19 protein-coding genes, 1 tRNA gene, 1 rRNA gene and 1 other RNA gene are annotated in these 18,124 nt (G+C 44.1%); 12 read left to right on the top strand and 10 right to left on the bottom strand.

The window, feature by feature from the left end; translation table 11 throughout:
* Nucleotides 1–284: 284 nt before the first annotated feature.
* On the bottom strand, nt 285–965 hold the full coding sequence (locus ABVF09_RS06455) for a deoxynucleoside kinase (protein ID WP_026568940.1): 681 nt from the start codon (nt 963–965) through the stop codon (nt 285–287).
* A complete protein-coding gene (locus ABVF09_RS06450; protein WP_371068798.1) occupies nt 962–1,603 on the bottom strand; it encodes a deoxynucleoside kinase in 642 nt (213 codons plus the stop codon). Before ABVF09_RS06450 ends, ABVF09_RS06455 begins: the two co-directional genes overlap by 4 nt.
* A gap of 216 nt (nt 1,604–1,819) precedes the next feature.
* Here ABVF09_RS06450 and ABVF09_RS06445 point away from each other — a divergent pair.
* Nucleotides 1,820–1,892 (top strand) — tRNA-Arg (locus tag ABVF09_RS06445).
* A gap of 47 nt (nt 1,893–1,939) precedes the next feature.
* On the opposite strand, the gene ABVF09_RS06440 is transcribed toward ABVF09_RS06445, so the two are convergent.
* The 5 genes from ABVF09_RS06440 to ABVF09_RS06420 all read right to left on the bottom strand — a co-directional run bounded on the left by ABVF09_RS06440 (nt 1,940) and on the right by ABVF09_RS06420 (nt 6,779).
* The gene (locus ABVF09_RS06440) at nt 1,940–2,101 is read right to left on the bottom strand and encodes a hypothetical protein (protein WP_153461486.1); all 162 of its coding nucleotides are present in this window, start codon (nt 2,099–2,101) and stop codon (nt 1,940–1,942) included.
* A gap of 1 nt (nt 2,102) precedes the next feature.
* Complete coding sequence (locus tag ABVF09_RS06435; RefSeq protein WP_153461487.1) at nt 2,103–3,353, bottom strand: Ger(x)C family spore germination protein; 1,251 nt, start codon at nt 3,351–3,353, stop codon at nt 2,103–2,105.
* Entirely contained in the window at nt 3,350–4,447 is a 1,098-nt protein-coding gene (locus ABVF09_RS06430) for a GerAB/ArcD/ProY family transporter (protein WP_237648566.1), read from the bottom strand. The genes ABVF09_RS06435 and ABVF09_RS06430 overlap by 4 nt, the downstream gene beginning before the upstream one ends.
* An 8-nt stretch (nt 4,448–4,455) precedes the next feature.
* On the bottom strand, nt 4,456–5,931 hold the full coding sequence (locus tag ABVF09_RS06425) for a spore germination protein (RefSeq protein ID WP_371068797.1): 1,476 nt from the start codon (nt 5,929–5,931) through the stop codon (nt 4,456–4,458).
* A gap of 314 nt (nt 5,932–6,245) precedes the next feature.
* On the bottom strand, nt 6,246–6,779 hold the full coding sequence (locus ABVF09_RS06420; RefSeq protein WP_371068796.1) for a YceI family protein: 534 nt from the start codon (nt 6,777–6,779) through the stop codon (nt 6,246–6,248).
* Between the two features lie 345 nt (nt 6,780–7,124).
* Between ABVF09_RS06420 and acsA the strand changes: the two genes are divergently transcribed.
* The 3 genes from acsA (at nt 7,125) to ABVF09_RS06405 (ending at nt 10,523) form a co-directional block, all read left to right on the top strand.
* A complete protein-coding gene (gene acsA / locus ABVF09_RS06415) occupies nt 7,125–8,840 on the top strand; it encodes an acetate--CoA ligase (protein WP_371068795.1) in 1,716 nt (571 codons plus the stop codon).
* A gap of 330 nt (nt 8,841–9,170) precedes the next feature.
* The gene (locus ABVF09_RS06410; protein WP_026568946.1) at nt 9,171–9,683 is read left to right on the top strand and encodes a type 1 glutamine amidotransferase domain-containing protein; all 513 of its coding nucleotides are present in this window, start codon (nt 9,171–9,173) and stop codon (nt 9,681–9,683) included.
* An 81-nt stretch (nt 9,684–9,764) separates the two neighbouring features.
* Nucleotides 9,765–10,523 (top strand): DUF3891 family protein, encoded by a 759-nt coding sequence (locus tag ABVF09_RS06405; RefSeq protein WP_051382166.1) that lies wholly within the window; start codon nt 9,765–9,767, stop codon nt 10,521–10,523.
* Between the two features lies 1 nt (nt 10,524).
* On the opposite strand, the gene ABVF09_RS06400 is transcribed toward ABVF09_RS06405, so the two are convergent.
* The 3 genes from ABVF09_RS06400 to ABVF09_RS06390 form a co-directional block, all read right to left on the bottom strand.
* On the bottom strand, nt 10,525–11,142 hold the full coding sequence (locus ABVF09_RS06400; protein ID WP_371068794.1) for a DUF421 domain-containing protein: 618 nt from the start codon (nt 11,140–11,142) through the stop codon (nt 10,525–10,527).
* A gap of 125 nt (nt 11,143–11,267) precedes the next feature.
* Entirely contained in the window at nt 11,268–12,557 is a 1,290-nt protein-coding gene (locus ABVF09_RS06395) for a glycoside hydrolase family 18 protein (RefSeq protein ID WP_026772094.1), read from the bottom strand.
* A 71-nt stretch (nt 12,558–12,628) separates the two neighbouring features.
* Nucleotides 12,629–13,162, bottom strand: coding sequence for a cysteine hydrolase family protein (locus ABVF09_RS06390; RefSeq protein ID WP_026772095.1), 534 nt, complete (start codon nt 13,160–13,162; stop codon nt 12,629–12,631).
* Between the two features lie 76 nt (nt 13,163–13,238).
* Between ABVF09_RS06390 and tadA the strand changes: the two genes are divergently transcribed.
* The 8 genes from tadA to ABVF09_RS06350 all read left to right on the top strand — a co-directional run.
* Nucleotides 13,239–13,715, top strand: a complete 477-nt coding sequence (gene tadA / locus ABVF09_RS06385; RefSeq protein WP_026568949.1) for a tRNA adenosine(34) deaminase TadA — start codon at nt 13,239–13,241, stop codon at nt 13,713–13,715.
* A 94-nt stretch (nt 13,716–13,809) separates the two neighbouring features.
* An RNA gene (ffs, locus tag ABVF09_RS06380) (signal recognition particle sRNA large type) lies at nt 13,810–14,075 on the top strand.
* Between the two features lie 128 nt (nt 14,076–14,203).
* Nucleotides 14,204–15,895: a DNA polymerase III subunit gamma/tau gene (gene dnaX / locus ABVF09_RS06375; protein ID WP_026568950.1), complete on the top strand. Its 1,692-nt coding sequence runs from the start codon at nt 14,204–14,206 to the stop codon at nt 15,893–15,895.
* A gap of 15 nt (nt 15,896–15,910) precedes the next feature.
* Entirely contained in the window at nt 15,911–16,234 is a 324-nt protein-coding gene (locus tag ABVF09_RS06370) for a YbaB/EbfC family nucleoid-associated protein (protein ID WP_026568951.1), read from the top strand.
* Between the two features lie 12 nt (nt 16,235–16,246).
* Nucleotides 16,247–16,843 carry a recombination mediator RecR gene (recR, locus tag ABVF09_RS06365; protein ID WP_026568952.1) on the top strand — a complete coding sequence of 199 codons (597 nt, stop codon included), beginning with the start codon at nt 16,247–16,249 and terminating at the stop codon, nt 16,841–16,843.
* Nucleotides 16,844–16,896: 53 nt separating this feature from the next.
* Entirely contained in the window at nt 16,897–17,121 is a 225-nt protein-coding gene (locus tag ABVF09_RS06360; RefSeq protein ID WP_321172120.1) for a YaaL family protein, read from the top strand.
* Between the two features lie 69 nt (nt 17,122–17,190).
* Nucleotides 17,191–17,454 (top strand): pro-sigmaK processing inhibitor BofA family protein, encoded by a 264-nt coding sequence (locus ABVF09_RS06355; RefSeq protein ID WP_026568954.1) that lies wholly within the window; start codon nt 17,191–17,193, stop codon nt 17,452–17,454.
* A 330-nt stretch (nt 17,455–17,784) separates the two neighbouring features.
* Nucleotides 17,785–18,124 (top strand): 16S ribosomal RNA (locus tag ABVF09_RS06350); the annotation flags it as partial.

The raw sequence follows: 18,124 nt of genomic DNA, 5'->3' as shown, positions 1-18,124 counted from the left end.
GTGACCAAAATGACGAACGACCCATCACTCGTTCGGTTTTTATGATGAGCAAAAAGCAAAACATTCGATGCTATGAAAAGTGCAACGTTCCACTCCGGCAAGGTACTTCGCTTTCCGCGGGGACGGTAGTAGCTTGCCGTAGCGATCGAGCACGCATCAAACACCTGGATAACAAGAATGCTATCTAAGGAAAACAAAAATTAAAAACCGAACGGATTTGATTTATATATCAAATCCGTTCGGTTATTTGCGGGCATGATTTTTTCCCGGCTACTTTCTTCCATTTAGGTCAATTGCCCTGACTTCCACTTGCGGGACTGCTGGATGAAGTGGCCGATTTTCTCCAGCACAGGTTCGATCGAGCTTTCATCATTCATCAAGTCGTAATCCGCAATGTTGATCCTCAGAATCGGACAGGAATTGAAGTTGTTGATCCAATTTTCATAGCGCTTGAACATTTCTTCCCAATAAGCGATTGGAGTTTGCTGTTCCATCGGGCGACCGCGCTCTTTGATTCTTCCAAGTATGTCATCGAAGGACCCCTCTAGATAGATCAGTAAATCAGGATGCGGGAAGTAAGGCGTCATGACCATCGCGTCAAACAAACTTTTATAGGTCTCATAGTCAACCTGCGACATGGTACCTTTATCATAATGCATCTTTGCAAAAATACCGGTATCTTCATAAATGGAACGGTCTTGGATGAAGCCGCCTCCGTATTCAAATATCCGTTTCTGTTCCTTGAAGCGTTCGGCCAGAAAATAGATTTGTAAATGGAAGCTCCAGCGCTCAAAATCGGCATAAAACTTATCCAGGTATGGGTTGGTATCCACTTTTTCCAAAGACGTCCGGAAATTCAGGGCGTCCGCCAAAGCGTTGGTCATCGTCGATTTTCCCACTCCAACCGTCCCGGCTATCGTAATGACACTGTCATTCGGAATGTTATAACGTTCTCTTAAGTTCATTTGACTACTTCCCCTTTTCTCAAGTGCTCTTCAACTGTATGGATAATCCGGTCCAGATCATGCTGGTATTTTACAAAATCGAGATGGTCCCCATTCAATCGGATGACCGGGATGGACGGATTCATTTTTTCAAACTGATCCATGAAGTCATTGTAATCCTGTGAAAGCTGCTCCAGGTATGCCGGTTGAATATTCTGCTCTACTTCCCGTCCGCGCATTCTTATCCGCTCCAACAAGGTGTCCAGGCTGGCGTCCAGGTAAACCATCATATTTGGCTGCGGCATATCCGCCGTCAAGATATCATAAATTTTCGCATACTTATCAAATTGCTTCTCTTTCAACGTCCGCTTGGCAAAAATCATATTCTTGGAAATATGATAATCAGCGATCACGGGCTTATCCTGGTTTAAGTATTTGGTTTCAATATCCTCCAGTTGTTTGTACCGATTGCATAAGAAAAACATTTCTGTCTGGAAGCTCCATTCTTCTATGTCATCATAAAATTTACCCAGGAATGGATTTTCTTCCACTATTTCTTTCAACAAATGCAACTCGAAATGCGCAGCAAGTTTTTTAGTAAGCGATGTTTTGCCCACCCCGATGGGTCCTTCTACCGCAATAAAAGGAAGTTGTCCCATTTCTCCTCCTCCAATCATCAAGCAAGATGCTCATCTATATTCAGTATAAAAAAGTACACTTTTCATTATCATTCGACAGACAGATACCATTTTATCATATCAGCCACAGTCTGGAATAGTCTTCAGTAAAATTGTCATGTTTTTCCCTTTTCAAGTGGAGAAGTATTTTGTATAATAAGTAGTGCTTTCCTTTTTGGAGAAGCAAATTGAACTTCTGGCTCCATAGCTCAGGGGATAGAGCAATGGTTTCCTAAACCATGTGTCGCAGGTTCGAATCCTGCTGGGGCCATCATACAAAAAAGACAAAGGAGTATTTCCTTTGTCTTTTTATATCTCTTACTGAAAAAGCAGGCTGAAAGGCGCTGCCAGACATAAAATGCTGAAGACGACCAGTGCGATGCCGCCAGGTTTGTTGTCTTCTTTAAAGGTCCGTTTTGCGTAAGAAGCAATGTAGCCGGAAATGAAGATCCCAAGCCCAATAATAATGACATTTTCCATATCAATCCCTCACTGCATCCAAATCGGAATCATTTAGCATTTTCCCGAACTCTATCTGGGTAAGCTGGAAGTCGAGTTTGACGTCGGCATTAGGAAAAATATCGTGATTCCAATCTGCTTTTTCGTATTCTTTGATGGTCCGAAAGTATTTTCGGACGTAGATCGACCAATAAAAAGGATCGCTGCGATACTCTTGCTGAGCTTTTTTGACCAATTGTTCGGCTCGCTTGTTGATGTCATCGGTAATGGTTTTACGCAGGATTTTTTGGTTTTCACTATTCTCTGCGTAATCCACCAGACTGGGAATGGCCAGTATCTCTAGGGAAAAAGGTACCGTAACGGTGATTTTAGACGGCTGGTTTTTTTTATAATCGATATCGACCTTGGTTTTTTCTTTTTTGATGAAGCTGGCTGCAATCCGGTAACCTTTTTTTATAGGGTCCGGATAGGTTGCCAATAAATCATCCATATCGATGGTATTATCGAAAATCAAACACAGCCTTGTCTCTTGTCCTGTGAGTACGTCGATCATCTTCCCTTCTTTGAACACGGCTGAACCCATGAATTGCGTGGCATTGCTCCCGATTTGCGGGATTTGGCCGGCGATGTATTGATCTTCATACCCCTGACTCTTTTCTTCGATTTTTTCCGTAGTGGCATAAATTGCCAGGAACAGGTCTGCGTCTCCTTCAGTAATTTGAAAAAAACGATGGACGTCCGCGTCTGGAATGATGCCTGTTTCGGTCGCGCGGTTAAGCATGAATTGATAATATTTGTGGGGGCGCGTTTCCAATGTCGGCTTGTTGTTGTTTAAAAAGTCACTGGCATCTTCCCTGGAAACGACAATCTGAACACCGCGACGCAACTGGGTGGTCCGGGATGCAGATTGAACGACTCGGAGAAAATCACCAGATCGGGCCAATTCCTCGGAAATTACCAACACCTTGGTATGATCAAGCACAATTTCTTTGGTGACAATCGAGTTGGCGGTATTGGTGGCGGTAATAAAATCCGATCCTTCCACGGTGATGGTTTGTTGGGGGTCTTCATCACTTCCCCCGCTGCTGATGGAAGAGCCCACTTCGGGATTTGCTATTTGAAATGTGATTTTAAACAAGCCTTTCTCGTCATTGTCTGCTTTATCAATCCCGATACCGATGACATAGGACTGTTCCTCCAATTCAATACGATCATAGCATCCGCTCAGCAGGAACAGAAGACCGACAGCCAAGAAAAAAAATACTGGTCTCATTTTTTAAATTCCCCCCGTAATTTCGCGGTAGTCCATAGAAGAAACGGCAAAATCAAAAAGAATGGTGTAATCATATCGAGATAGTTTTCCCGGAAGAGCAATTCATTTTGAATGGCGTTTTTCGGCATCAGCCCCAAAATCACGACGAAATATCCAAAAGGTAATAGCAATGGCTCAAACTCCTTGATATTGAATACCGCGCCGAAAATCCATGCAGTGAAGTACAAGTACAGGATAAAACGGATAAAAGCCGCCAAAAGCCAGAAAATCATAAAGAAGGTTTCAATGTTGGTAAAAAAACTGCCGATATTCACATACTGTGTAATTTCATGGAAAGGGAACGCCACTTTCTCAATAGAGTTATAATCGAACATGGTGCAGTACAGTAAAAAAAAGAAAGTGATTTCCACTATCACGATCAAAGCGCCGAAGAGGGCGCCTTTGTGAAACATGCTGGTTTTGCGAAGGGATGTGTAAGCCATTGTCAAAATGATCAGCTGGGAAAAAATCGATGATTTTTTCATCCCTTCCATCACGATTTGACCTAGACCTGTACCCCAAATGGGGAAAACACGCTGCCAGACCACTTCTTCCAAAATAAGAATCACCAGGAGAATGAAAGTGATTTTAATATAGGGAAATAGAACCCAAGCGGTGGAGCCTATCGTTTCGAACCCCTTCTTTGCACCAAAAAAACATACACCCATGAAGATGATAAAAACAAGACTGGTAGTCGCTTCTGGAAAATATAATAGCTTGATTTCTTCCACGTAATTCCGTGTATCGATGGTCATGGAAAAAAAAGTGATCAAGAACAGGGCCAACCCGACCAACTTCCCTGCTCTTTTTCCAAGGATATGCTCAATCAGTTCCACCAAGTTTTTATCCTTATATTTTTTTAACAAATGCATCAAGAGCAAATAGGACGGCAGAATGGTGAAAAACGCGATGGGGGCCATCAGCCAAAACGCGTTTTTACCATGCTGTGCAAGTAAGGAAGGGGTCGTGTCGCCGATTTTGACAGCTATCATCAATACGGTGATCGCAAATAGTTCTTTTGCTGTCAGTCTCTCTTTTCCTTGCAAAGTCGTCACCTACTTCCTTACTTTTTTTTCATGTCTTGTGGCTTGACGAACCCGGGGCGCAACATCTCTTTAATAGCTGTTTTACGGAATATCGTATCTCGGGCAGACGGATATCTCGGGCTTAAAGGTGCAAAGAAAGGTGTCCCGAATGATTTCAGTGACGCCAGATACATCAGCCATAACAGAAAGGCCCCCATAAGAGAGAACATTCCGAAGAAACTTGCGGCCATGATAAAGATAAAGCGGGTGATCCGGATGGTATAGTTTAAGCTGATATTGGCCATTGCAAAAGATGAAAGGCCCGACAAGGCGACAATGATGACAATGATCGGACTCACGATATTTGCTTCCACCGCTGCCTGTCCCAAAATCAAAGCACCGACAATCCCGATTGTCGGCCCCAAAGGATTCGGGATACGAAGGCCTGCTTCCCGGATTAACTCAAAAGAAATTTCCATCAGCAACACTTCAAAAACGCCTGGGAACGGAACACGTTCTCTGGCACTGGTAATGGCCAGCAATAAATCCGGCGGGATCATTTCACTATGATAATTGGTGATCGCTACATAGACAGCAGAGATGAATAATGTGATAATCAACGCCAGAAAGCGGATGATTCTGGAGAAATTCCCGAATAAAAATCGTAGGTACCGGTCTTCCGGTGTATGAAAAAAAGACCAAAACGTCACCGGGAGAATTAAACAGGCAGAAGAGTTATTCATCATTAACACGATAAAACCTTCTTCTAAAAAAGATGCAGCCCTGTCAGATCGTTCTGTGTACAAAAGGGTAGGAATGATGGAATAAGGGCGCTCTTCAATATGTTGTTCCAGTATTTCAATATTACGGACATTATCAACCGAGATGGCATTCAGCCGCTCGCGGACATTTTTCAGTGTATCCTGATTGACTAAATCGCTGACATACATGACTGTCACTGCCTGTTTGGCCCGCTCGCCGATTTCTACTGTTTCCGCTATAAGCTGTTTGTCATGGATTTTTTTCCTGATCAATGAAAGATTGACACTGACCGATTCCGTAAAGGCTTCCTGAGGTCCCTTGACGACACTTTCATTCTCAGGCTTTTCCACTGCGCGATGTTGGAATTCGGCTACATCGACAGCATAGGCCCTGTCCCTGTTTTCTTCGAAAATGACGGCTTTTCCGCTATTGATGTCACTTTCTACCTGGTCGAAATCATAGGATTCAGCTAAATCTTCAAGGATAATCACCGAACGTAGATTTTCCTTTTCCGACTCAAATAACGGTTTGATGATTCCATCGTAGATTTTCTGGCTATTGACAATGGATGCATAGAAAAAAATACTTACTTCCTTGTTAGTGTTGGATGTCACTTTGCGGTAGACAAAGTCAGAGTTAACACCATGGCTGAACATCTTTTTAACTTCTTCCGTATTCTTTTTCAAGTCCTTATATAGAGGACGTTTCGATTCTTCTTTGGTGGAATTTTCCCGTTTAAAAAGACCGAACATGCTGCATGACTCCTTCCTTATCTATTTGCCTAGCTTCTGCAAAAACCTCCTATTTTATGTCCGTAAAATGGGATAAGGGAAATTAGAAGGGAAGAATTATGAAAGGTGGTAATCGGTATTTCCGGAAAAGAAAGGAAAACAAGGAACACAGTTTCGAACTTTTCTCAAGTATGGCTACCGAGCAAGAAAGATAAAAAAGGCAGGCAGGAGGGATGGAAGTTGATATGGAGAAAGTCGGAAGGGTCGGACTAGACAAAAAGAAACTCACCAGCACGATGCTGATGAGTTCTTTTGGTTGAAGAGATATCTTTTGTTTATGCTTGAGTAGTCGCTTCTAATTCGATGGAAACTTTGATTTCGTCGCCGATTAAAACGCCGCCGGTTTCAAGGGTTGCATTGTAAGTCAAGCCATAGTTGCTGCGATTTATTTTTCCTTCACCGCTGAAACCATATACTTGGTTGCCCCATGGGTCTTTGCCGCTGCCTTCGAATTCCACTTTGAACGTTTCTTGACGAGTCGTACCGCGGATTGTCATATCGCCAGTGACTTCATATTCATCCTCTCCGACTTTTTTCACGTCTGTAGACTTAAATGTAATCTTCGGATTGTTTTCGATATCGAAAAAGTCCCCTGACCGCAAGTGCGTGTCACGCTGTTCGTTGCGGGTGTCGACACTGTTTACATCAATGAAAAATTCGACATCGGCAGTAGTCAAGTCCTCTGGATCAGCAGCAATTGTTGCTTCAAAGTCATGAAAAGTACCTTTCACTTTTGATACCATCATATGTTTTACCGAAAAATCAATGCTTGTGTGGGTTGGATCCACATTAAAAGTTTGTTTTGCCATTTTCCTATTCCCTCCGTTTTTAAATTTAAAGCTTTTTGTTCGTTATTTTTAATGATTAACTTACTTTATGTAAGTAAGTATATATTAGTAAATCATAAACGTCAACCTATTTTATTTCGAAACTAGGATAATTTTATCGAATGGGTTGACCTTGCTTAAGCGGCACGGTTGAAAACAGGTTGGAGGTTTTCTCTTTAAATTATTCACCAAATCGTCTAAAATAGGTAGTAATTAAAGGAATTTTTCAAAAATTTAATAAACAAAACAGAAGCGACATAAGGTGTAGGAGTAGTAGTAGAAGTATTTTTGAAATCGTTTGCAAAAAATTTCGGATGAGGTGATCTAATGGATATGCAACCTATTGCAGCTCGGGAAGGGAATCACAATTTAAAGGATTACGAGAAAACAAGACAGTCGTTCGACTGGGAAGACGTGAAAAAAGAATTTAGCTGGAATGAAACCGGCAAAGTGAATGCCGCCTATGAAACGATCGACCGACATGCTGAAAATCCTGCGAAGAAAGACCAGACTGCTTTGATATACTCCTCACCAGACAGGGAAGAGACATTGACTTTCCATGAATTAAAAACAATGAGTAACAAATTCGCCAACGTACTTAAAAAGCATGACGTGCAAAAGGGGGACAGAGTCTTTTTGTTTATGCCGAGAAGCCCGGAATTTTATGCGAGCTTTTTCGGTATTCTGAAGGTTGGAGCCATTGCAGGTCCTTTATTTGAAGCCTTTATGGAACAAGCGGTTCGTGACAGACTCGATGACAGCGGCGCTTCGATGTTGATCACGACCCCGGAATTGCTCGAACGGGTTCCTCAGGATGAACTCCCGGAGCTCAAGAAAATTGTGCTTGTCGGGTACCATGAGGAATCGGATGATAAGTACATCGATTACTTCCATGAGATGGAGCAAGCTTCCGAGGAGTTTGACATTGAATGGGTAGACCTCGAAGATGGCATGCTGCTGCATTATACTTCCGGATCAACCGGAAAACCGAAAGGGGTCTACCATGTTCACAATGCGATGATCCAACATTATGCGACAGGGCACTGGGTGCTTGATTTGAAGGAAGACGATGTTTATTGGTGTACGGCGGATCCCGGCTGGGTCACCGGAACAAGCTATGGAATTTTTGCTCCATGGCTGAACGGGGTGACGAACGTGATACGGGGCGGCCGTTTCACGGCGGATTCTTGGTATGAAACAATTGCTAAAAACAACGTTACCGTTTGGTACACGGCTCCGACTGCGCTCCGGAAGCTGGTAAGCGCTGGAGAACAGACAGCGAAAAAATACGATCTTTCTTCGCTGCGGCATGTCCTGAGTGTTGGCGAACCGTTGAATCCGGAAGTGATCACCTGGGGCGTGAAGGCGTTTGATTTGAGAATCCATGATACCTGGTGGATGACGGAGACTGGTGCGATGTTGATCGTCAACCTTCCAGATATGGATATTCGCCCTGGATCAATGGGTAAACCGATTCCAGGAATTGACGCAGCGATCATCGATAATGAAGGAAACGAACTTCCGCCCAATCAAATGGGAAATCTGGCAATAAGGCAGGGATGGCCATCCATGATGCGTGCGATATGGCAAAACCCTGGAAAATATGAAAGTTATTTCATCAATGGCTGGTATGTGTCAGGGGACAGTGCCTATAAGGATGAAGACGGTTATTTTTGGTTCCAGGGAAGACTGGACGATGTCATCAATACATCCGGAGAACGGGTTGGACCGTTCGAAGTGGAAAGCAAGCTGATTGAACATCCAGCTGTTTCGGAAGCCGGTGTCATCGGGAAACCGGATCCGGAACGAGGAGAAATCATCAAAGCTTTCATCACCCTGAATGATGGCTATCAGTCAAGCGATGAATTGGTCGAAGATATCCGGAAGTTTGTAAAAACCGGCTTGAGCGCCCATGCTGCACCACGGGAAATTGAAGTCAAGGATACGATTCCAAAGACAAGGAGCGGGAAAATCATGCGCCGGCTTTTGAAATCCTGGGAATTGGGACTGCCGACCGGAGATACCTCTACATTAGAAGAGTAGGCTAAGGAAGTTTGAACAAAAGCATAGCGGCCAACATAAAAACCGAACGATAATTCGTTCGGTTTTTATATCCTTAATAACTTGACTTCACGCCAAAGCAAAATCGTTTCAATGTGAATAGTGCTAATCTCCACTTTCGCTGGCACCGGCTTCACGCTCTTTCACTGGATTCTGCATTGGATGGAGATACTTCCTCCTTCTTGCTAGTACGTGTGGAGGGGAAACTTCAATATATTTAAATCTTCCATATTATGTTTAAACTCCAAAGGCGAGGGTACATTATCGATGTAACCGTAAAACCCTATAGTTTTTCAAAGGAGTGTTGTTACGATGAGTAAGATTGCTTGTGTATTGACAGATATGTTTGAAGATGTGGAATATACAGATCCTGCCAAAGCATTTAAGGATGAAGGACACGAAGTGGTAACCATTGAAAAGGAAGCTGGTAAACAAGTCACTGGAAAACAAGGTGAAGCGAAAGTGACGATTGATAAAGGCATCGATGATGTCAATCCTTCTGACTTCGATGCTCTGTTTATCCCTGGCGGATTTTCACCAGACCAATTGCGCGCAGATGAACGGTTTGTTTCTTTTGCAAAACACTTTATGGACGAGAAAAAACCAGTAATGGCCATTTGTCATGGGCCGCAGCTGTTGATTACGGCTAAAAAACTGGAAGGACGCCAGGCAACTGGGTTCAAATCGATTCAAGTGGATATGGAGTACGCCGGCGCCGACTTAAAAGACCAAGAAGTCGTCGTTTGCCAAAATCAGCTGGTAACCAGCCGTCAACCAGATGATATTCCAGCTTTCAACCGTGAATCATTAAAAGTATTGGCATAAACCAATGAAAAAGAGGTTGTCCACATAAGGGCAGCCTCTTCTTTAGCTTGCAACGATCCTGACAAAAGGGGGAAAAGATTAATGATAGTTAGAAAAAACGGTGATCGATGGGAAATCATTAAACAGCATGATCATGCATACTTATCCTTTCAACTTGCATGCCATTGGAGACGTGATGCTTTTCCCTATCCAGCATTAAAACAGGATGTTTTATATGCAATCCGTCATCATGATCGGGCCTGGATTCCGCTTGATCAACAGATTGTTTGGAATGTTGCTGAGCAGAAGCCATATGATTTTATTGACTACCCCTTACAGGAAAAACTTCAAGCATACAGTCGCGGTATTGATCAGGTTGAGGAACAAACTTCTTATGGTGCTATCCTTTGCAGCATGCATTATGTTTCTTTTTTCTCGTCTGACAAAGGTAATGATCCCGACATTTCGTCATTCTTGCTTCATGAACAAGAGCGAAGACGCCGGCTGATCTCTTCTTTAACGATAGATTCGCTGGAGGATGCTATGACCTGTCATTATCGCATCCTGCAATTTTGTGATGATTTATCCTTATATGCGACATTGAATCCTCCCGGTGTGAAGAAATCGGAAGAAATAGACTGGTTCAAGGATGGATTTCGTCAGGAATTTTGCTTTGCACCAAGAGGAATGACAGCGGAGTGGCTGACAGACACGGACATACAGGTTAAACCATTTCCTTTCTCTACGGAATTTGAAGTAGAGATACAGGTCTTGCGTGTTGCTCCTGAATCCTCACAATCAGCGGTTGAATGGGAAAGCGTCTCAAATAAAAACCGGATTTTCCGTTTCGCTCCAGGTTAAGTCACTTAAGTTTTTTTGAATGGTCTGTTTGATGGTTGGCAGTGATTTCTTCAAAAAGATTTTGCTGTTGTTGAGATGTCTGTTTTGGTTGCTGTGTATTATCCATCACTGCCGGGTTCAGCATGCTTGGATGAATCATTTTTTTAAATTCCCCTACGGTGAGTGGACGGGCATCCTCCGTCAATTCATATCCAAGCTGCCCATTCGGTTCGATTGTTGCCGTTTTGAGATCGGAAAGCTTGGAAATCCCTTGCTGCCGGAGAAACATTTCGAGTTGGTCGACAGTAAGCCGGTTCTTGTTAAAGTTTTTCGTTTCCAGCTGTCCGTTTTGAATGAGGATTTTTGATTTACCAGTAATAAACTTTTCCACAACGTTGAATTTAAGTTGAAGCCACTCGATAACGATCAGGGTGAAAACAAAAATGGCGGCAACGATAATCGTTCGGATTACGCTCCTTTCCACGATTGGTTGAATGATAACCGAACCAATCGAAATCATCACTACGGTCTGTGCCAATGTCATTTGTGAAATGGATTTTCTTCCGGAAATACGCAAAAGTAATATTCCCGATAGCACCAAAATCACCGATTTAAATACAAACTGGAAGTCCAGATTCACGTCATCACCTTCTCTTTCTACCTTCTATTTTCTTTTAGTTTGAGCAGCTTCCAGCCAATTTAACAATGGTATCAAAAGGTAAATCAATCGGAACGGTTATATAAACAAAAAAACCAGGATGCAGATTATCCTGGTTTTACTATGTCAAAGTTTGCGTCAAGCAGCTGCCAGTTTTGAGGAAAGGCCAATCCCAGTTTCCAATAGCTAATCCCCCGAAGTCCTAATTCTTTAATCAAGTCGAACTTGGCTTGGATGGAGCGAGCGTCTTCAAACCATACTTCATGCCGGTTTCCTTCGTCGTCCGTATAATGAAAAAATGGAGCTTGGTCGGTCTCATCGTACTCAATGGCAACATTTTCGTTTCGGGCCAGGGTGATTGCCTGTTGAGGGCTTAGCGCCTGGGCATAATCTCCGCCTGGTTCGAATGGCAGCGTCCAGTCATATCCGTAGAGGTTTTGACCAAGCAAAATTTTTTCAGCTGGCATTTCGGTCAATGCATATTCTACCACTTCCCGCACCGGCCCGATCGGTGAAACAGCCATAGGCGGACCGCCGCTATATCCCCATTCATAGGTCATCAACACAACAAAATCTGCGATTTCCCCGTGGGCAGCATAGTCATGGGCCTCATACCACGCTCCGGTTTGTTCGGCACTTGTTTTCGGAGCGAGAGCGGTGGACATCAATAATCCTGCTTCACTCAAGCGTTGCTTGGCTCTTCTTAGAAAATTGTTGTAGTCTTCACGAGTATCCGGTGGAAGAAATTCAAAATCGAAATGGACGTCTCGATAACCGCCGGCTTCGGCTGTGCTTACAATTTCATTCAAAAGCGTGTTTTCTACTTGCCGGTTCGTTATGATTTCCCTGCCTAATTCTGCGCTAAATGCTCCCTCTTCCAAATTGGTAACTACCAGGACCAGACCGGCATTGTTGTTTGCGGCAATTTGCCGGAAGTTATCTAACGGTGGAGGAATCAAGGTGCCGTCACGATTTATCCGATAACTGAAAGGGGACAAGTAAGTAAGATACTGTGTATTCTTCTCCGCCGAATTGATCAAGGTCTCGGAGACTGTTTCGCCGTACGGTTCGATATAGGCATTAACTTCCGTCCTGGTCTTGGGCTGCTGGGGGATAAATAGAGGAAATCCAACTTGAAGTTCAAGATTGGGGGAAATATTGTTGGCATTGGCAAGTTGTTGTACAGACACTCCGAATCGCTGGCCGATCGAATATAAACTGTCCCCGGGCTGGACACGGTAAATATTCCCCTGGAGCGGAACAACCAACGTCTGTCCGACAACTAAATTGCCGGGAGCATCCAGTTCATTTACGGCCTGCAATGACGCCACGGTGGTGCCGTACATCATCGCTATCGCATATAAGGACTCTCCCGGCGCAACTACATGGATTTGCACATTCCTTCCTCCTCTGAAAATAACATTTTTCTCCGTTATCATCTTATGTGCAGAGGAAGGAACATATGCTTTTAAACAGGATCAATATCTGCGCCAAGTTTTTCAGCCATCAGCGCGAGGGCCCGGTCGTTCTGTTGCTCCTCGTTGGAGGCGATACAGTTTTTTGGTACACTGATACTATACTCACGCATATGAGCATCGTTGGCCGTGAACAGTACACAAAAGTCACCAGCGATACCGGCGATGATGATATGGTTTACGTTTAATTCTTTCAATAAAGATTCGAGCGCTGTACCATAGAATCCAGAATGTTTTGGTTTTATCAGGAAATAATCATCGGATGCAGGCTGCATTTGATCGATGATTTGTTTGTTTTGTTCATTGCGGCAGTAATCACTGACTTTTTGAAAGTCCGATTGCCAGATGCCATAATGGTCATTTACATAAATAATAGGAATAGACTGCTGATACGCAAACTCTTTCAATTTTTTCAGGTTGGGGAGGATTTTCTTGGTGTTTTCCAACAACTGTGGACCCTCCGGAAAATCAAAGTCATTGATGATGTCTACAATGACCACGGCCGCATCATTTCTGTCTGTTTCCATGACTTCACTCCTCTCTTCCTTATTATTTATCTTTTTCCTGATGTTTGAAACCTTCGAATGAAAAGTGGGATGATTAATGAACGATCAATATTATATGGAACTGGCCATTATGGAAGCAAAAAAAGCAGGACAACTGGGAGAAGTGCCGATCGGGGCGGTCATTGTCCACGAAGAGCAAGTGATCGCCGCATCCTTCAATTTACGGGAGTCGCTTCAAACAACCGCCTCTCATGCTGAGCTGATTGCGATTGACAAAGCAAATGAATCAATAGGAAGCTGGCGGCTCGAAAATTGTACCCTTTATGTTACGTTGGAGCCTTGCCCGATGTGTGCGGGAGCAATCATTCAATCCAGAATCCCCCGGGTCGTTTTCGGGGCCTACGATCCCAAAGCAGGTTGTGCAGGCACCTTGATGAATCTTCTCGAAGACAGCCGGTTCAATCATGTGGCGGAAGTCCGTGGAGGAGTATTGGAAGAAGCATGCGGACAACTGTTGACTGATTTTTTCCGTACTCTCAGGCAGCAAAGGAAGAGAAAGCCCGGAGACAAATGAGGCTTCCAGTCTCTACCTATTGCATTTTTGGATGAAAGTCGTTATACTATGAATTGCGCTATTAAAGCGCCACAAATAATTGTTAGCAAATTTGTCGTGCTAGGCGGGGAGGTAGCGGTGCCCTGTACTCGCAATCCGCTATAGCGAGGCTGAATCCCCATCCGAGGTAGTATGACATTAAGGTCTGCCTCAAGGGATTGGTGCTGACACCCGGGTCCTGCGCAACGGGAACCCGTGAACCCTGTCAGGTCCGGAAGGAAGCAGCAGTAAGCGGTCCTTCTTGTGTGCCGCGGGGAAGCCCGGGTCGAGCCATGAACTTGAGTAACGCTTAGGGTCGTACTATCGACGATGGGTGCACGGCTTTACTTATTGAATACATGCTAGTGAACCTCTTGTCTCAGGGCAAGAGGTTTTTCGTATAGAAGGTTTCCAACCGCAACATAATTCAGTTATAATTAAGAGAGCAATCAAAAAGGGGCAAGTATTGAATGAGCTATCAGGCACTGTATCGAGTCTGGCGTCCAAGGAGCTTTTCTGATGTCGTCGGACAAACCCATATTACCCGTACATTGCAAAATGCCATCGTCCAGCAGAAGTTTTCGCATGCCTATTTGTTTTCAGGGCCGCGGGGTACAGGCAAGACCAGTGCTGCCAAGATATTTGCGAAAACCGTAAACTGTGAACATGCGCCAGTGAAGGAACCGTGTAACGAATGCGCGGCATGTCTGGGAATACAGGATGGCTCCATTTCCGATGTAATCGAAATCGATGCCGCATCCAACAATGGAGTGGAACAGATCCGGGATATCCGGGACAAAGTGAAGTATGCACCAAGTGCGGTCGCTTACAAAGTTTATATTATCGATGAAGTCCATATGCTGTCGATGGGCGCTTTTAATGCCTTGTTGAAAACATTGGAGGAGCCGCCCAAGCATGTCATTTTTATTCTGGCGACCACGGAACCGCATAAAATACCATTAACGATCATTTCCCGCTGTCAGCGATTTGACTTTAAACGGATCACCCCTTCCTCGATCGTCGAGCGTATGCAGACAATCGTCGAAGCAGAAGGTATCAAGACAACCAGGGAAGCTCTTGAATCTGTGGCACTTTCTGCTGAAGGAGGGATGCGGGATGCGCTCAGCTTGTTGGATCAGGCGATATCTTACAGTGAAGATGAGGTAAGTCTGGAGGATGTCCTGGCCGTTACCGGGTCGGTCTCACAGGAAAAACTGACGCTTGTGACCGAGGCGATGTATCGACAGGAAATTCAACAGGCGTTGCGTTATGTGGATGATTTGATCCAGGAAGGAAAGGATCCGGGACGCTTTGTATTTGACTTGATTTACTATTTGCGTGATTTACTGCTATACCAAAGTGCGCCAGATCTGGAGAATATTTTGGAACGTGCTTTGCTGACTGACAGTTTCAAACAGCTTGCCGCGGAAGTCAATGCTGACTGGATCCAGGAAGCAATTAGGCAGCTGAATGAATGTCAACAGGAAATAAAGTGGACAAATAGTCCCAAGGTATTCATTGAAATAGCCGTATTAAATATCTCTGATCAGCAAAAAGCTTCCAGTGGAACGTCCGCTGAAGCCGTTGACAAGTTGACAAGAAAATTGGCCCAACTGGAAAAAGAAATGCAGGAAGTAAAGAAAAATGGTGTGGCGGTCCAGCATGCTGATGCTCCTTCGCCAGCACAACCGCGTCCGCAGCAACGGGCAACAAAAAACAGTTATAAAATTCCGTTTGAACGAATACGTCAAGTATTGAAGGAAGCCTCTAAGACAGAGTTGAAGAATGTGCAGTCTCAGTGGGCGAATTTCATGAATATGCTGAAGAAACAAAGTGCCCCTGCCCATGCGACAATCCAGAACAGTAAGCCCCGGGCTGCATCGAGCCAGGCTCTAGTTGTAGCATTTAAGTACGAAATCCATTGTTCACTTGCTTTAGACCATAAACAAGCGATAGAATCGTTATTAGCGGAGGTCATCGGTAAATCACTGACGGTGATTCCGATACCGGAAGCGAATTGGCAAGAACTCAGAGAAGAATATATCAGCAAGCAAAAACAGCAGGAAACGGAAGAGCAAGGGGAATCCTCCCAGGAGGAAGATCCGTTGGTTGCCGAAGCAAGAAAGCTCGCTGGTGATGATTTATTAGAAATTCATGATTAATAAGGAGGGTTTTCCATGCGTGGTGGTGGAAATATGAATAAAATGATGAAGCAAATGCAGAAAATGCAAAAAGATATGATGAAAGCTCAGGAAGAACTTCAAGAAATGAGTTTTGAAGGTGCTGCCGGCGGGGGTATGGTAAAAGTAACAGCAAACGGGAAAAAGGAAATTACCGACATTCAAATAAACGAAGAAGTGGTGGACCCGGATGATCTGGATATGCTCCAGGATTTGATTCTGGCCGCAACGAACGACGTATTGAAACAGGTTGAAGACAAAACAAATGATACTATGGGACAGTTCACGAAAGGTTTAAACATGCCTGGAGGAATGTTCTAGGAGGTATGCTTCATGTATTACCCAGAACCGATTTCAAAGCTGATTGACAGCTTTACAAAATTGCCGGGGATCGGACCGAAAACGGCTGTCCGCCTGGCCTTTTTTGTGTTGAATATGAAAGAAGATGACGTTTTGGATTTTGCGAAGGCTTTGGTCAATGCAAAGAGAGAGCTGACCCACTGCTCGATATGCGGGCATATCACCGACCAGGATCCATGTTCGATTTGTCAGGACGAGACAAGGGATAATTCGGTGATTTGTGTCGTGCAGGATCCAAAGGATGTCATTGCCATGGAAAAAATGAAGGAATTTGGCGGAAAATATCATGTCCTGCATGGAGCTATCTCTCCGATGGATGGGATTGGGCCTGAGGACATCAATGTTCCGAGTTTGCTGAACCGGCTTAAAGATGAAGAAGTAAATGAACTCATCCTTGCTACCAATCCGAATATCGAAGGCGAAGCAACTGCGATGTATATCTCCCGTCTGGTTAAACCTTCCGGGATAAGAATCACCAGAATCGCCCACGGACTTCCAATGGGAGGCGACCTCGAGTATGCGGATGAAGTAACATTGTCTAAAGCGATGGAAGGACGAAGGGAATTATAATTTCCGGCTCTGTAGCGTGCAACTCTTGTGTTGAATGTAGAGAAAGAGGATAGGTGATCAAAGTGATTGGCGGTAAAAAGATTAAAAAGAGCCAGGTGGATGAGCAGTTATTGGATGATATTTTTAAATCAAAGGAAGAATGGAAAAGTATCAAATCAATCATTGAACGAAGCGTCGAACCCACTGAGCGTGGAATATACGAACTTAAGGTTGCTGAAGCTAAATACCTTTACCTGTTGCGGGAAGCGAGAGTTCGAAAGGTAAGTGCGATGAGATAATTCAGTTCTTTTTCCTTTTGCCTTTTCATACCTATAAATAGAAAAGGACAAGCAAAAGGAGAGGAGAAAATGAATCCAGCGGTCATCATAACAAGTATGGTGGTGGTAATAGCCTTACTACTTGTTCTCGGAGCACCGATCAAGCCTTTGCGCTTTGTTGCTCAGGGATCGGTAAAATTAGTGATTGGTGTATTGTTTTTGTTTTTCTTCAATGTATTCGGTGCTTCTATTGGCCTCCATCTGCCGATAAATATATACACCGCCCTAATCACCGGTTTTTTAGGAATTCCTGGCTTGGCTTCGTTGGCGGCCATTCACCTATTTATCTTCTGAAAACAGTTTCCGATAGTTGGAAACTGTTTTTCTATTGCATCACATTCTGTGACATGTTATATTATGAAAGTTGCATCGGACAACAAGCAACCACGAAAAAACATATTGACTTCTTACAAGTCCAAATGTTATATTGATTAAGTTGCTGTTTTGAAGGAAGTAATAGTTGATTTAAAAAAGTTATTGACTTCATTCTAGTAATCTGATATAATTATTAAGCTGTCGTTGAGGCGGCGAGCGACAATTTGATCTTTGAAAACTGAACAAAACAACCAGTATGTCAAGCAAGATATACAAGCTAGTTTTTTGAACGAGCAAGCAAGCTCAACTATTATGGAGAGTTTGATCTTGGCTCAGGACGAACGCTGGCGGCGTGCCTAATACATGCAAGTCGAGCGCGGGAAGCAGGCAGATCCCTTCGGGGTGAAACCTGTGGAACGAGCGGCGGACGGGTGAGTAACACGTGGGCAACCTGCCTGTAAGATCGGGATAACTCCGGGAAACCGGGGCTAATACCGGGTAATACCTTTCTCCGCATGGATAAAGGTTGAAAGGCGGCCTTTTGGCTGTCACTTACAGATGGGCCCGCGGCGCATTAGCTAGTTGGTGGGGTAACGGCCTACCAAGGCAACGATGCGTAGCCGACCTGAGAGGGTGATCGGCCACACTG

Source organism: Sediminibacillus sp. JSM 1682029, from assembly GCF_041366435.1.
Lineage (GTDB): Bacteria > Bacillota > Bacilli > Bacillales > Amphibacillaceae > Sediminibacillus > Sediminibacillus terrae.
This window is presented reverse-complemented; position numbering and strand designations above follow the sequence as displayed.